The sequence below is a fragment of the Streptomyces sp. URMC 123 genome (assembly GCF_051386515.1).
Lineage (GTDB): Bacteria > Actinomycetota > Actinomycetes > Streptomycetales > Streptomycetaceae > Streptomyces.
Genome location: NZ_JBPQTV010000049.1, coordinates 1 through 13,975, shown reverse-complemented (window position 1 = coordinate 13,975; position 13,975 = coordinate 1). Strand labels below are relative to the sequence as shown.

12 protein-coding genes are annotated in these 13,975 nt (G+C 73.6%); 1 reads left to right on the top strand and 11 read right to left on the bottom strand.

The features are described 5' to 3' along the window. Positions 1 to 62 precede the first annotated feature (62 nt). From ACSNOD_RS09305 to ACSNOD_RS09265, 9 genes are all read right to left on the bottom strand, one after another. Positions 63 to 917, bottom strand: coding sequence for an HAD family hydrolase (locus tag ACSNOD_RS09305; RefSeq protein ID WP_436766332.1), 855 nt, complete (start codon positions 915 to 917; stop codon positions 63 to 65). A 128-nt stretch (positions 918 to 1,045) separates the two neighbouring features. Continuing rightward, a complete protein-coding gene (gene serS / locus ACSNOD_RS09300; RefSeq protein WP_436766322.1) occupies positions 1,046 to 2,323 on the bottom strand; it encodes a serine--tRNA ligase in 1,278 nt (425 codons plus the stop codon). 587 nt (positions 2,324 to 2,910) lie between these two features. Further along, positions 2,911 to 3,846 carry a prephenate dehydratase gene (gene pheA, locus ACSNOD_RS09295; protein ID WP_436766321.1) on the bottom strand — a complete coding sequence of 312 codons (936 nt, stop codon included), beginning with the start codon at positions 3,844 to 3,846 and terminating at the stop codon, positions 2,911 to 2,913. 22 nt (positions 3,847 to 3,868) lie between these two features. Then, positions 3,869 to 5,206, bottom strand: coding sequence for an iron uptake transporter deferrochelatase/peroxidase subunit (gene efeB / locus ACSNOD_RS09290; protein WP_436766320.1), 1,338 nt, complete (start codon positions 5,204 to 5,206; stop codon positions 3,869 to 3,871). After that, positions 5,206 to 7,287, bottom strand: a complete 2,082-nt coding sequence (locus ACSNOD_RS09285) for a copper resistance protein CopC (protein WP_436766319.1) — start codon at positions 7,285 to 7,287, stop codon at positions 5,206 to 5,208. Before ACSNOD_RS09285 ends, efeB begins: the two co-directional genes overlap by 1 nt. Positions 7,288 to 7,301: 14 nt before the next feature. Then, positions 7,302 to 7,754 carry a copper chaperone PCu(A)C gene (locus ACSNOD_RS09280; RefSeq protein WP_436766318.1) on the bottom strand — a complete coding sequence of 151 codons (453 nt, stop codon included), beginning with the start codon at positions 7,752 to 7,754 and terminating at the stop codon, positions 7,302 to 7,304. Then, positions 7,751 to 8,413 (bottom strand): SCO family protein, encoded by a 663-nt coding sequence (locus tag ACSNOD_RS09275; RefSeq protein ID WP_436766317.1) that lies wholly within the window; start codon positions 8,411 to 8,413, stop codon positions 7,751 to 7,753. The genes ACSNOD_RS09280 and ACSNOD_RS09275 overlap by 4 nt, the downstream gene beginning before the upstream one ends. Positions 8,414 to 8,571: 158 nt before the next feature. Beyond that, the gene (locus tag ACSNOD_RS09270; protein WP_436766316.1) at positions 8,572 to 9,468 is read right to left on the bottom strand and encodes a YcnI family copper-binding membrane protein; all 897 of its coding nucleotides are present in this window, start codon (positions 9,466 to 9,468) and stop codon (positions 8,572 to 8,574) included. Between the two features lie 200 nt (positions 9,469 to 9,668). Then, complete coding sequence (locus tag ACSNOD_RS09265; RefSeq protein ID WP_436766315.1) at positions 9,669 to 10,553, bottom strand: hypothetical protein; 885 nt, start codon at positions 10,551 to 10,553, stop codon at positions 9,669 to 9,671. A 192-nt stretch (positions 10,554 to 10,745) separates the two neighbouring features. Here ACSNOD_RS09265 and ACSNOD_RS09260 point away from each other — a divergent pair, with 192 nt between their 5' ends. Beyond that, positions 10,746 to 11,357, top strand: a complete 612-nt coding sequence (locus tag ACSNOD_RS09260; RefSeq protein WP_436766314.1) for an ATP-binding protein — start codon at positions 10,746 to 10,748, stop codon at positions 11,355 to 11,357. Between the two features lie 149 nt (positions 11,358 to 11,506). Here ACSNOD_RS09260 and ACSNOD_RS09255 read toward each other — a convergent pair whose 3' ends face one another. Next, complete coding sequence (locus ACSNOD_RS09255; RefSeq protein ID WP_436766313.1) at positions 11,507 to 12,973, bottom strand: aminopeptidase P family protein; 1,467 nt, start codon at positions 12,971 to 12,973, stop codon at positions 11,507 to 11,509. Positions 12,974 to 13,034: 61 nt separating this feature from the next. Beyond that, the coding region (locus ACSNOD_RS09250; RefSeq protein WP_436766312.1) for a PP2C family protein-serine/threonine phosphatase at positions 13,035 to 13,975 on the bottom strand (941 nt) is incomplete at its 5' end.

Genomic DNA, 13,975 nt, shown 5'->3' with positions numbered 1-13,975 from the left:
TCCCCAGGGGACCGTCCGGCGACCGAGGACAGAACTGACGCTCATCGCGACAGTACGGACGCTCAGCCCAGAGCGGGAGCGAAGAGGGATTCGAGGACGTCCGCGATGCCGTCGTCCTCGTTGGACGCCGTGACCCGGTCGGCGACCGCCTTGAGTTCGGGATGCGCGTTGGCCATCGCCACGCCGTACGCCGCCCACCCGAACATCGGAATGTCGTTCGGCATGTCGCCGAAGGCGATCGTGTCCGCCGCCGTGAGCCCCAGCCGGCGCGCGGCCAGCGACAGTCCTGTCGCCTTGGTCAGCCCCAGCGGCAGCAGTTCGACGATGCCCTCGCCCGCGAGCGTCACGCCCACGAGGTCGCCCGCGGCCGCGCGGGCGGCCCGCGTCAGCTCGTCGTCCCCGAGCTCGGGGTGCTGGATGTAGAGCTTGCCGAGCGGCTCGGCCCACAGCTCCTCGGTGTCGTACCGGACCGCCGGCTCCTCGCCGACCAGCTCGTAGCCCTGTCCGAAGAGCACCTTGCCGTCGAGCCCGTCGCGGCCCGCGGCCATCGCCAGGGGGCCGCCGACCCGCTCCTCGATCCTGGCCACGGCGAGCCGGGCGAGCCGGCGCTCGAGCGTGACGGAGGTCAGCAGCCGGTGCTCACCGGCGTGGTACACCTGCCCGCCCTGGCCGCACACGGCCAGCCCGCGGTAGCCGAGGTCGTCCAGTATGTGCCGCACCCAGGACACCGGCCGGCCGGTGACCACGATGTGCGCGGCGCCCGCCGCGGTGGCCGCGGCGAGCGCCTCACGCGAACGCCGGGAGACGGTGCCGTCGGCCCGCAGCAGGGTGCCGTCGAGATCCGTCGCGATCAGCCGGTAGGGCGGTACGGGAGCGCCCTCCGCCGCACCGCCGTCCGCTGCCCCGCCCGGGACCACCGCCCCACCCGGGGCAGGCACGGTGGCCGTAGCCGTAGCCGTAGCCGTAGCCGTAGCCGTGGCCAGCGCCGTGCCGGCGCCCGTGCTCGACGCCTCCCCCTCGGACCTGCTCTCTGCCGCCGCGTCGCTCACCGGGCCGTGGGCTCCAGCAGCTCCCGGCCCCCGAGGTAGGGCCGCAGCACCTCGGGCACGCGCACCGAGCCGTCCGCCTGCTGGTGGTTCTCCAGCAGCGCGACGATCGTGCGCGGCACGGCGCACAGCGTGCCGTTGAGCGTGGCCAGCGGCTTCACGTGCTTGCCGTCCCGCATCCGTACGGACAGCCGGCGGGCCTGGAACTCATTGCAGTTCGAGGTCGAGGTGAGCTCGCGGTACTTGCCCTGGGTCGGAATCCAGGCCTCGCAGTCGTACTTGCGCGAGGCGGAGGCGCCGAGGTCGCCACTGGCCGTGTCGATCACCTGGAAGGGCAGTTCCAGGCTGGTCAGCCACTGCTTCTCCCACTCCAGCAGGCGACCGTGCTCCGCCTCGGCCTCCTCCGGCGCGACGTACGAGAACATCTCCACCTTGTCGAACTGGTGGACGCGGAAGATGCCGCGGGTGTCCTTGCCGTAGGTGCCCGCCTCGCGGCGGAAGCAGGGCGAGAAGCCGGCGTAGCGCAGCGGCAGCCGGTCCGCCTCGATGATCTCGTCCATGTGGTACGCGGCGAGCGGCACCTCGGAGGTGCCCACCAGGTAGAAGTCGTCCTTCTCCAGGTGGTAGACGTCCGCGGCGGCCTGGCCGAGGAAGCCGGTGCCCTCCATGGCGCGCGGCTTGACCAGCGCGGGGGTGAGCATGGGGGTGAAGCCGGCCGCGGTGGCCTGGGCGATGGCGGCGTTGACGAGGGCGAGTTCGAGCAGCGCGCCGACGCCCGTCAGGTAGTAGAAGCGGGAGCCGGACACCTTGGCGCCGCGCTCGACGTCGATGGCGCCGAGGAGCTGGCCCAGCTCCAGGTGGTCCTTGGGCTCGAAGCCCTCGGCGGCGAAGTCGCGCGGGGTGCCCACGGTGTCGAGGACGGTGAAGTCGTCCTCGCCGCCCACGGGGACCTCGGGGTGGACGAGGTTGCCGAGCTGGAGCAGCAGCCGCTGGGTCTCCGCGGCGGCCTCGTCCTGTTCGGCGTCGGCGGCCTTGACGGCGGCGGAGAGTTCGCCGGCCCTCTTCAGCAGCTCGGCCTTCTCCTCGCCGGCGGCCTTGGGGATGAGCTTGCCGAGCGACTTCTGCTCGGAACGGAGCTCGTCGAAGCGGACGCTGGACGACCTGCGCCGCTCGTCGGCGGAGAGCAGGGCGTCGACCAGGGCGACATCCTCTCCACGGGCACGCTGGGACGCGCGCACACGGTCGGGGTCCTCACGGAGCAGACGAAGGTCAATCACCCCACCAGGCTACCGGGGCGCGGCTCGGGCGCTCGACGCGATATTCCCATTAGGGGGTATTTGCCCGTTTTGCCGGAAAAGCCGCGGGCAAAGGGAAAAGCAGCACCGACCGCGTCAATAAATCATGGCGCATTCCCTGATACGGGGCATCTCGGGGGCGCGGCGTCCATCGACTCCCCCGGCGTCGGCGGGACTTGGAGCTGCGGTTTCGCGGCCGTCTTGTCCACAGGGGCTTTCCCGGTCCGCAAAGTTATCCACAGGGTGTGAGCGCTATCTGTGGAACTCGGAATGGATCATTCCGATGATGTTGTGCTGTCCCAAGAAGTGGTCTTCCAAACCCGCTTTTCTCACCCTTTCGGGTGGTAATGCCTCGCCCCAAAGGGTGGCGGGAGGGAATGGGGGTGACGAAAGGCGGCATGTCGACACCGGTGGCCCCGAAAGGGTGAGTGGCCGATTTGTCGATGATGTCGCGTTCTCGCGTCTCCTCATGTCGACTTGTCCCCAGGTCGAGAAGGCGCCTGTGGATAACTCGGTGGAAGCCGTGAAAGCGCCTCGCCGAACCCGCCCCGCCGGACCCTCGGGAGGCGTCAGCCCCGCCCGTCCAGGCAGCGCGCCAGCCAGTCCGAGGCCGCCGCGAACGCCCCGTCCGAGGTGCCCGGGCGGGGCTCCGCCACCGCGGCCGGCTCCACCCCCGCCCGCGGATACGAGCCGAGGAAGCGCACCTTCGGACAGATCCGCTTGAGCCCCATCAGCGCCTCCCCGACCCTGCGGTCGGTGATGTGCCCCTCGCAGTCCACCGAGAAGCAGTAGCGGCCGATGCCCTCACCGGTGGGCCGGGACTCGATCCGCATCAGGTTGACGCCCCGCACCGCGTACTCCTGGAGCAGCTCCAGCAGCGCGCCCGGGTGGTCGTCGGCGAGCCAGATCACCACGGAGGTCTTGTCCGCGCCGGTGCGCGCCGCGGGCCGGGCCGGGCGGCCCACCAGCACGAAGCGGGTGGCGGCGTTCTGGGCGTCGTGGATGTCCTTCACCAGGGGCTCGAGGCCGTAGGTGGGCGCCGCGAACTCACCCGCGAACGCGGCGTCGTAGCGGCCCTCCTGGACCAGCCGGGCGCCGTCCGCGTTGGAGGCGGCCGACTCCCACACCGCGTCCGGCAGGTTCGCCCGCAGCCAGTTGCGCACCTGCGGCTGGGCGACCGGGTGCCCGGTGACCGTCTTCACCTCGGCCAGGGTCGTCCCCGGGCGCACCAGCAGCGCGAAGGCGATCGGCAGCAGCACCTCGCGGTAGATCGTCAGCGGCTCACCGGTCGCGAGCTCGTCGATGGTGGCGGTGACCCCGCCCTCCACCGAGTTCTCGATGGGCACCAGCGCCCCCGCCGCCTCCCCCGAGCGCACGGCGTCCAGCGCCGCGGGGACGGAGACCATGGGCACCAGCTCGCGGGTGGCCGCCTCCGGCAGCGTGCGCAGCGCGGCTTCGGTGAAGGTGCCCTCGGGCCCGAGATACGTGTAACGGCTGGCCGACATACCGATCACCCTAGTAGGGGCCTCACCCCTCCAGCAGCCGTTGGCCCACGTACTCACCCGGCGCACAGCCGCCCGGCACGGCGAACAGGGCGCTCGACTCGTGCCGGATGAACGGCGACAGCGCGTCCCCCCGGTCGAGCTTGCGCTGCACCGGCACGAACCCCTTGAGCGGGTCGGCCTGCCAGCAGATGAACAGCAGGCCGGCGTCCGGGGTGCCGTCGGCGTCGAAGCCGTCGTGGAAGGAGAACGGCCGGCGCAGCATGGCCGCCCCGCCGTTGGCGTCGGGGGCGCTGATCCGGGCGTGCGCGTTGGCGGGGATGACGACCTTGCCGTCCGGGCCCGTACGGTCGAGGTCCAGCGGGGTGGTCTCGGTGCCGCCCGTCAGCGGCGCGCCGTCGGACTTGCGCCGCCCTATGACCCGCTCCTGCTGGTCGAGGGGGAGCCGCTCCCAGTCGTCCAGCAGCATCCGGATGCGGCGCACGACGGCGTACGAGCCGTGGGCCATCCACCGCGGGTCGTCCTGGCCGCCCCGGCCGGGCACGAAGATCCGCCGGTCGAAGTCCTCGTCGGCCGGCTTGGGGTTGTTGGTGCCGTCGACCTGGCCCATCAGATTGCGCGCCGTCATCGGCCGGGCGGTGGCGCCGGCGGAACGGTTGAAACCGTTCATCTGCCAGCGCACCCGGGCGGTGTCACCGGCCGCCTTCTGCACGGCGCGCAGGGCGTGGAAGGCGACCAGCGCGTCGTCGGAGCCGATCTGCACCCACAGGTCGCCGTCGCTGCGCCGCGGGTCGAGCCGGTCGGAGGAGAAGTCCGGCAGGGGGTCGAGCGCCATGGGGCGCTGCTTCTCCAGGCCGGTGCGGTCGAAGAAGGTGCGGCCGAAGCCGAAGGTGAGGGTCAGCGAGGAGGGGCCCGCGTCCAGGGCCACCCCGGTGTCGCCCTCGCCCGCCGGGCGGCCCGCCATCAGCTCGGCGGCCGTGGTGGACCAGCGGCGCAGCAGGGCGGCCGCGGCCTTGCGGTCGGCGCCCGGCGCCAGATCGAAGGCGACGAGATGGCCCCGGGCCTGGAGCGGGGTGGTGATGCCGGCCTGGTGCCGGCCGTGGAAGGGCACGGCGGTGGAGCCGACGGTGGCCAGGGCGGTCGGGGCGTCGTCCGCCGCGGCGACGGCGCCGATCGCGCCGCCCGCGGCCCCGACCGCGAGCCCCGCGGCGCCGGCCGCGCCCATGGTGCCCAGCAGCCGCCGCCGGGAGAGCGTCAGTTCTGTGCCGTCGCCGGCGGGGGCGCCGTCGCGGCCGGGGCCGGCCGCGCCCGCGGCGGGGGTGCGGGAGGCGCTGCGGGCGTCGCGTGCGAGGGAGTCTGTCATCAGCCGATCTTCACGTTCTTGGACTCGGTGACCTGGTCGATGTCGGAGGTCCGGACGGTGAGCGACATCTGCCAGTCGCCCGCCATGGGGAGCTGGACGCCGGTCGCCGACCAGTGGCCGGTCTCCACCCGGGGCGGGGCGACCGGCAGCGGACCGATGTCCTGGGCCTTGAGGGTGAAGGACACCTTCACCTCGGGGGCGTCGAGGGGCTTGCCGTTGGGCCGGGACAGCCGCACATGGAGGCTGTTGTCGCCGGTGCGGCCGGGGTCGAGGTCGATCTGCGCGGTGCCCTTGCCGTCCTCCCCGCCGGTGTCGAAGGGGATGCTCACCGAGATCGGCCGGTTGGGCACGGCGGTCCCGCCGGCGGCCTTCCGTACGGCCTCCTCGGTGCGCGCCGGCTCGGTGCTCGTCAGTACGGTCGTCACGGCCAGCAGGACGACGGCGACGGCCGCCTCGATCAGTACGGAGCGCCGCAGCCCGGCCCGCTCGCCGTCCGCGTCGCGCATCCGCTTCGTACGGGCGGCGTCGAGGGCGGCGCGCTGGCGGGCGAGCTGCGCCGCGCGCCGGGGGTCGACGGGCGCGTCCGAGGCCGCCCCCGCTTCCGCCGCCGGGGGGTCGGCGGGTGTGTCCGTGGCGGTACGGGTGCCTGCCGCCGGGGGGTCGGCGGGCGCGGCCGTGGCGGTACGGGTGCCTGCCGCCGGAGAGTCGGCGGGCGCGACCGGTCCGGCGCCCGCCGCCACCGCGGCCCGCGCCTCCAGCACCGCGGCCGCCTCCGCCTCGGGCGACCGTACGGCCGACAGCCGGGCGGTCCAGCGCCGGGAGAAGCTGGCGACCGCGATCAGTACGGCGACCAGGCCCACCTTGAGCAGCAGCAGCCGCCCGTACGAGGTGTCGGTCAGGGCCGTCCAGGAGCCGACCTGGCGCCAGGACTGATAGAGGCCGGTGGCGGCGACGACCAGTACGGAGGCGAAGGCGAGCCGGGAGAAGCGCCGTACGGCGGCCCGCTCGACGACGGGCCCCCGGTGCAGGGCGACCAGCAGGGCCGCCACCCCGCCCAGCCAGACGGCGACGCCCAGCAGGTGCAGCACGTCGACGGGCATGGCGACGGAGGTCTGCAGGCCCGTGGAGGCGTGCTCGGCGAGCGCCCAGGTGGCGGCGAGGCCGATGGCGACGATCGCGCCGCCGACAGCGAGGCCGACGGTCAGATCACGGCGCTCGCGCCCGCTGTCCGCCTCGTCGCCCGTGACCCGCCGCGCGTACGCCCCGAACAGTACGGCGACGAACAGCGCCCCCGCGGCCAGCAGCAGCAGCCGGGAGATCAGGGCCGCGCCCGGCTTGGTCTCCAGCACCGCCGGCAGTGCGCCGAGGTCGGCGATGTCCGCGAGCCGGCCCGAGCCGGTGTAGGGCCCGCGCAGCAGCAGCATCACGAGGGTGGCGGCGGTCAGGGCCACCCAGCCGTGCACGACGAGCCGCTGCACGGCCCGTACGCCCGCGCCGCGCGGCCAGCAGACCAGGACGAAGGCGGCGCCGCCGATCAGCAGGATGTAGCCGGCGTAGGCGACGTAGCGGCCGATGCCGTAGAGGACGCCGACCGGGCCGCCACCGGCCTGCTGCTCGGGCAGCGCCACATCGGTCGCGGAGGGCGCGCCGATGGAGAAGGTGAAGGCGCCGGAGACGGGATGGCTGTCGGCGGAGACGGCCTGCCAGGCGACGGTGAAGGTGCCGTTCGGCAGCCCGGAGTGGAGGGAGACCCCGTACTTGATGACATTGCCACTGCACATGTCGCGCAGTTCGCCCATGTCGACGCGTTTGCCCTGGGGGTCGAGGACGCGTATGGAGTCACCGGACATCGCGACGCCCTCGGAGAAGGTGAGGGTGACGTCCTTGGGGGCGGTCGCCAGCACCGCCCCCTGCTTGGGGTCGCTCCCGGTCAGCGCGGCGTGCGCCGAGGCGGGGGGCGCGCCGAACAGACCGCCGAGCAGGGCGACGAGCAGCGCGGCGGCGAGGAGCGGCAGGCGTGCGACGGCGGTGCGGAGGGCGGTGGCGCGGCGGGGTCCCGAGCGGGGGGCGGTGACGGGCATCAGGGTTCAGTCCCTCACTTCTGCGGGTCGTAGTTAGTCGCCATGACCGGAACGTCCAGCTTGATGGGGTCGGCCTTCTCGAAGTGCAGTTCCACGGAAACCTTGCCGCCCTCGGCGAGCTTTTCCTTGAGGTTCATGAACATGATGTGGCTGCCGCGGCGCTTGAGTTCGAGCTTGCCCTTGGCGGGGATGTCGAAGGACTTCACCTGCTTCATCTTGTTGTCGACGGTCTCGTGGATCTGTACGTCGTCGGAGACCGGGCTGGTGACCTTGACCAGCTTGTCGGCCGCCTCGCCGGTGTTCTCGATCACCATGAAGCCGCCCGCCATGTCGGGCATGACCGGCTTGGGGATGTAGGCCCCGGTGGCCTTGAGCTGGGGCTCGGGGTCGGCGGAGCAGCCGGTCAGCGCCGTGGTGGCGGCGAGGGCGACGGCGGCGGCGAGCAGGGTGGTGGTGCGGCGGGTCACGGGGTCTCTCCCTTGATGATCTTGGGCAGGTCCTTGGCGAAGTCGTCGGCGGTGGCTTTCTCGCCGTAGATGACGTGCGCCTTGTCGTCCTTCGGGGAGAAGGCGAGAACCTGGGCCCCGTGGGTGGAGACGATGTCGCCGTTCGCCTCCTTCTTCGACGGCTCGATGCCGACGCCGACGCTGCGCGCGCCGGCCTGAATGGTGGCGAAGTCGCCGGTCAGGCCGATGAAGGCGGGGTCCTGGCCGGTCAGCCAGGCGCCGAGCCGCTCGGGGGTGTCGCGCTCGGGGTCGGACGTGACGAACACGACCTGGAGCTGCTCGCGGTCCTTGGGGTCGGCGAGCTTCTTACGGGCGATGGCGAGGTTGCTCATCGTCAGCGGGCAGACGTCCGGGCAGTTGGTGTAGCCGAAGTAGATCAGGGTCGGCTTGCCCTTGGTCCGCTCGATCAGGTCGAACTTCTCGCCCTTGGTGTCGGTGAGCACCAGGTCGGGCTTGGCGAACGGACGGTCGAGGACGGTCGCCGCCTTCTGGGCGGTGGCGTTCGAGGAGACGTCCGCGACGGACGAGCCGTCGGAGCCGCCCGAGCCGCCCGAACAGGCGGAGAGGGTCAGTGCCGCCGTCGCGGCGAGCGCGACGGCGAGCACAGGGGTTTTGCGCATGGAAACGTGCCCCAGGGTGAATTGTGTGGTGATGGTGATGGTGTGGTGGTGAAAGGGGTCGGCCGGCCGTACGGGCCGTCGGCCGTCGGGCCGCCGACCGTTGCGCGGCCGACCGTTGGGCCGGGCGGCGCCGGGCCGGCCGGCCCTCGGGCCGGGCGTCAGGCCGAGCGGCGGCGGCCGGCGAACACGCCGAACGCCAGCCCGGCGACACCGACGGCGATGCCGATCCCGCCGAGCACCCGCGCCGTGGTGTCGCTGCCGCCGTCGCCGGCGGCCTGCTCGGCCGCCTTTCCGGAGGCGTCGTCCCCGCCCTTCGCCGACGCGGCCTTGCCGTCGGCTGCCGCGCCGCTCCCGCCCTTGGCCGCGGCGTGGCCGTCGCCGGTGGCCGGGGTCAGCTTGAGCACGGGCGCCGGGCTCTCCGGCTCCGGGCCGCCGTCCTTGGGCTCCTCGATCCACCGCACGACCTCGTTGTTGTCGTACGTCTGGAGCGCCTTGAACACCAGCTTGTCGGTGTCCTTGGGCAGCCGGCCGACCAGGAGCGGGAAGTCCTGGAAGGTGCCCGGCTCGATCTTGCTGCCGTCCGCGGTCCAGGTGACCTTGGTGACGGCCTCGTTGATCTTCTTGCCGTGGATCTCGATCGGCTTGTCGAGCGCGGACTTGCTGACCTCGTGCTTCCAGCCGGGCACCGGCTTGGGCATGACGGTCGCCAGCGGGTGATCGGTGGGCAGGGAGATCTCGAGCTTCACGGTCGAGGCGTTGTCCCGCTCGTTGGGGACCTTGAAGGCGATCGTCTTGAAGCCGCCCTGGGCGGCCTCGCCCGGGTCGACCGTGACATGGGCGAAGGCCGGCCCGGCGCACAGCAGGACGCCACCGGCGGCGGCGCCCGCGACGAGCGCCAGACGCGCCCGCCGGGACGGGCGACGCGACGCGCCGGAGCCGACGGCCGACCAGCGGGCCGAGGCGTTCGAGGCGGCCGGGACGTCCGCGGCGGCCGGCAGCGAGGAGACCGGCAGCGAGGAGAACGGCTGGGAGGGGAGGTTCTGGCGAGGGGTCATGACGACACTCCACAGGCAGGAACGACGGGTGGACGCGCGTGCGGCGACGGCACGGCACACGCGTACGGCCGTCGCCGGTCCCGTTCCGTCCACGACCGGCCCGCCGACGGCTCGCCGGGTCCGGCGAGTCGCTCGCGTTCGATGGTCGGGAAGGGGGGTGGGTCGGCGATCGGTTCCTGTGAGGTCGCGTGGCGCGTCGGTCAGGCCGCGAGGGCGAGGTCCGGTGGTCCCCGGCGAATGACGGAGTGGGCCAGGGCCAGCACCTGCGGCCCGGCCTTGTCCCGCCCCTGGGCCCGAGGAGCGCGCGGACCGGCGTTGGGCGCCCCCACGAGCCCCGCACACAACGCGCACGCAAGCGCGAGAGCGGCGCGCAGTGAGCCTGCGAGCGCCTCGTGCGCCACCACGCGCGCCGAGCCCGCCGACAGCCGTACGAGCCGGAACAGCGCGGCCTCACCGCGCCGCAGCAGCAGACCGAGGACGACGGCGGCGAGCAGATGGGCGAGGAGCATGGGCAGCGACGGCAGCAGTCCCGCGAGCAGCGAGGGCGACGGCCCCGGCACCTCGGCGGCCATGGCGGCGCCGCCCGCGTGGGCGGGGTGGCCGGTCGGGTCGATGCCGGCCGCGGTGACGATCCGCTGGGCCTCGGCCGCGGTCATCCGCGCCGGACCGGTGTCGCACACCAGGCGCGCGGCCAGCGCGATCAACGTTCCGTCGGAGGCGCCACCGGCCCCCGGCGCGGCCCCGCCCGCGGCGGGACCCGAGCCGGCCGACGCGGCGCTCGCGCCGTGCTGCCCGAGGGCGAGACCGTGCTGTCCGAGGGCGAAGAGGGCGTGCAGCCCGAGCTGGGCCACCGCCAGACCGGCCGCTATGCCCGGCAGGGAGCGCTCCCGTCCGGCGAGCGGCGCGGCCGCGGCCAGCACGGCGAGGAAGCCCGCGACCAGCGTCCACAGCGGCACCGTCGCGCACGAGGCGAGCACGTGTCCGGCCGCGGACAGCACGGCGCAGACCGCGGCGAAGACCGCGGCCCTCAGCAGCCGCAGATCGGCGGCCGCGCGCTCGGCGGGGACGGACGCGGGGGCAGACATGGCCGCGCCATCATCCCACCCCCCTGACGCACTTCCTACGTCAGGGGTGGATGCGATCCGGACCGGGGTACATCGTTGGGGTGATCCCGCGCGTCCGCCGAACGAGCGTAGTCACGGCGGTCCCACGCTTATGGGCGGTTGATCGCGGCAATACGTATCGGTATGTCGAGCCGCAGCCAGGAGGCTGGAGCTATGAGCATCTGGTGGTCACTCCATTTGCGGCGCGAGGCTGCGAGCGTTCCCCTCGCGCGAAGGCTGCTGATCGGCACGATGGAGACGGCCGGGGTCGATCCCGACATCTCCTACGAACTGTCGGTCGCCCTGTCGGAGGCGTGTGCGAACGCCGTGGAGCACGGCGGCGGGCCGCCCTCCGGCGGGTCCTCCGAGGCGTTCCGGGTGACGGCCTACCTCGACGGCGAGAAGTGCCGGATCGAGGTCACCGACTCGGGGCCGGGCTTCCCGGCGGTGCAGGCGGCGGCCGGCGCGCACGGCGGCCAGCTCCACGGCGCCGACGCGCGCGGCCCTGACCCGCGCAGTCCTGACCCGCGCGGCCCTGACCCGCGCAGCTCCGATCCGCGCAGTTCCGATACGCGTGGCGCCCGCCGCAGAACGGCGGTCCGCCGTCGCCCCGTGGCCACGGCCACGGCCCAGCCGCCGACCACCGCCGAGCACGGCCGCGGGCTGGGCCTGATCGAGGCCCTGGCCGATCACGTCGACTTCCGCAACAAGCCCGGCCGGGGCGCCGTCGTCAGCTTCGACAAGATCCTCAAGTGGCGCGACGACGCCCTGCTGAAGGCCTCCTGACCGGAGCGCGTTTCCCGCTCGGCGCGCGCGGTGGCGCGCTCCGAGCACGGCGGGCCGCTCCGGCCGGCACGTGACGCGCCGCTCCGGCCGGGACGTGACGCGCCGCTCCGGCCGGGACGTGACGCGCCGCTCCGGCCGGGACGTGACGCTCAGCCGCGCAGGCGGGCCATCCAGGACTCCACCTCGTCGGCGGCGCGCGGCAGCGCGGCCGAGAGGTTGTGGTTGCCGTCCTCCGTCACCAGGATGTCGTCCTCGATCCGGATGCCGATGCCGCGGTACTCCTCCGGCACCGTGAGGTCGTCGGCCTGGAAGTACAGGCCCGGCTCCACGGTCAGGCACATCCCCGGCTCCAGCACGCCGTCCACGTAGGACTCCGTACGGGCCACGGCGCAGTCGTGGACGTCCATGCCGAGCATGTGGCCGGTGCCGTGCAGGGTCCAGCGGCGCTGCAGGCCCAGTTCCAGCACGCGCTCCACCGGGCCGTCGAGCAGGCCCCACTCGACGAGCTTCTCGGCGAGCACGCGCTGCGCGGCATCGTGGAAGTCGCGGAACTTCGCCCCCGGCCGGACCGCCGCGATGCCCGCCTCCTGCGCCTCGTACACCGCGTCGTAGATCCGGCGCTGGAGCTCGGTGAAGCGGCCGTTGATCGGCAGGGTGCGGGTGACGTCCGCGGTGTAGAGGGAGTGGGTCTCCACGCCGGCGTCGAGCAGCAGCAGCTCGCCGGAGCGCACCGGGCCGTCGTTGCGGACCCAGTGCAGGGTGGTGGCGTGCGGGCCGGCGGCGCAGATGGAGCCGTAGCCGATGTCGTTGCCCTCGACCCGGGCGCGCAGGAAGAACGTTCCCTCGATGTAGCGCTCGGAGGTGGCCTCGGCGCGGTCGAGCACCCGTACGACGTCCTCGAAGCCGCGGACGGTGGAGTCGACGGCCTTCTGGAGCTCGCCGATCTCGAACGCGTCCTTCACCAGGCGCAGCTCGCTCAGGAAGACGCGCAGCTCCTCGTCCCGCTCGGCGTCGAGCTTGTCGGCCAGGGCCTCCTCCAGGCCGGCGTCGTGCCCGCGCACGATGCGCACCGGCCCGTCCAGCGCGGCGAGCGCGTCGGCGACCTCGCGGACGTCGGAGCAGGGCAGGCCCAGCAGCTGCTCGCCCTCGCTCAGGCTGTGCCGGCGGCCCACCCACAGCTCGCCCTGGCCGTCGAGCCAGAACTCGCCGTTCTCGCGGTCGGAGCGGGGCAGCAGATAGGCGGTCGCCTCGTGGCCGTCGGAGGTCGGCTCCAGCACCAGGACGGCGTCCTGGGTCTGGTCCCCGGTGAGGTACGCGTACTCCGTGGAGGCGCGGAAGGCGTACTCCGTGTCGTTGGAGCGCGTCTTGAGGTTGCCCGCCGGGATCACCAGGCGCTCGCCCGGGAAACGGGCGGAGAGCGCGGCCCGCCGGCGGGCGGCGTTCGGGGCCTGCTCGATCGGCGCCAGGTCGCGCAGCTCGGTGTCGGCCCACCCCGACTGCATGTTCGCGGCCAGCTCCTCGGAGACGCCCTGGTACAGGCCGTTCTTCCGCTGCTTGATGGGAGCGTCGGGAGCGTTTCCGCCCTCCGGGGTCTCCGGTGCGCGCTGCTCGGTCACTTCTGCCTCCTCGTACGGGACCGCCCTCCATCGTATGGGGGGCGTTCGCCGTACGGGATGATTAATCGAACCGGGCGGCGAGCAGGACGACGTCCTCCGTACTGTCCGCGCGGTCGCGGCCCTCCGGCAGTACGGTGCGCAGGATGTGGTCGGCGATGGCCGCGGGGTCCTCGCGCGCCGTTCTGGGCACCGACGCGGCGGCCTGGTGGAGCCTGCTGAACGCCCTGTCCATGGGATCGCCCGTACGGTGCAGCAGCCCGTCGCTGTAGAGCACCAGGGTCTCGCCGGGCGCCGGCTCGATCCCCACACTGGGCGCCTCCCAGCACGCGAGCATGCCCAGCGGCGCGGACAGCGAGGTCTCCACGAACTCCGTACGGTGATCGCCGATCAGCAGGGGAGGGCAGTGCCCCGCGCCGGCCAGGAGGACCTTGGGGCGGGCGGGCAGCCCCGGGGCGGCCGGCAGCGGCGGCTCGCAGTACGCGAAGAGGGCGGTGGCGCTGCGGGCCGGCTCGGTGAGCCTCAGCAGCAGTTCGAGGTCGGAGAGGACGGCCACCGGGTCCTCGCCCTCCATGACGGCGTACGCCCGCAGCGAGGCGCGCAGCCGTCCCATGGCGGCGACGGCGCCCGGCCCGCTGCCGGTCACCCCGCCCACGGCCAGGCCCAGCGCGCCCTCGGGCAGCGGCAGGGCGTCGTACCAGTCCCCGCCGCCGTGCGGCCCGGTGCGGTGCCGGACGGCGAGCCGGACGCCCTGCACCCGCGGCAGCCGGCTGGGCAGCAGTTCCTCGCGCAGGGTGGTGGCCGTGGCGCGGGCCCGGCTCAGTTCGAGGTGGCGGGCGAGGTGCGCGGCGGCGAAGCGGGTGTAGAGGCCGACGAGGTGGCGCTGGCGCTCCACCGGCTCGGTCGGCTCGTCGTAGAGCCAGACGGCGGCGCCGAGCCGCCCGGCGGCCGGTGGGGAGGCCGCGAAGCCGGGGGAGCCGGGGGGCCAGGGCGCCCCGGAGGAGG

Coding starts and splice junctions, on each gene's coding strand:
- efeB (WP_436766320.1), bottom strand. CDS start 5,206: ATGACAGACTCCCTCGCACGCGACGCCCGCAGCGCCTCCCGCACCCCC.
- ACSNOD_RS09275 (WP_436766317.1), bottom strand. CDS start 8,413: ATGCGCAAAACCCCTGTGCTCGCCGTCGCGCTCGCCGCGACGGCGGCA.
- ACSNOD_RS09265 (WP_436766315.1), bottom strand. CDS start 10,553: ATGTCTGCCCCCGCGTCCGTCCCCGCCGAGCGCGCGGCCGCCGATCTG.
- pheA (WP_436766321.1), bottom strand. CDS start 3,846: ATGTCGGCCAGCCGTTACACGTATCTCGGGCCCGAGGGCACCTTCACC.
- ACSNOD_RS09270 (WP_436766316.1), bottom strand. CDS start 9,468: ATGACCCCTCGCCAGAACCTCCCCTCCCAGCCGTTCTCCTCGCTGCCG.
- ACSNOD_RS09285 (WP_436766319.1), bottom strand. CDS start 7,287: ATGCCCGTCACCGCCCCCCGCTCGGGACCCCGCCGCGCCACCGCCCTC.
- ACSNOD_RS09260 (WP_436766314.1), top strand. CDS start 10,746: ATGAGCATCTGGTGGTCACTCCATTTGCGGCGCGAGGCTGCGAGCGTT.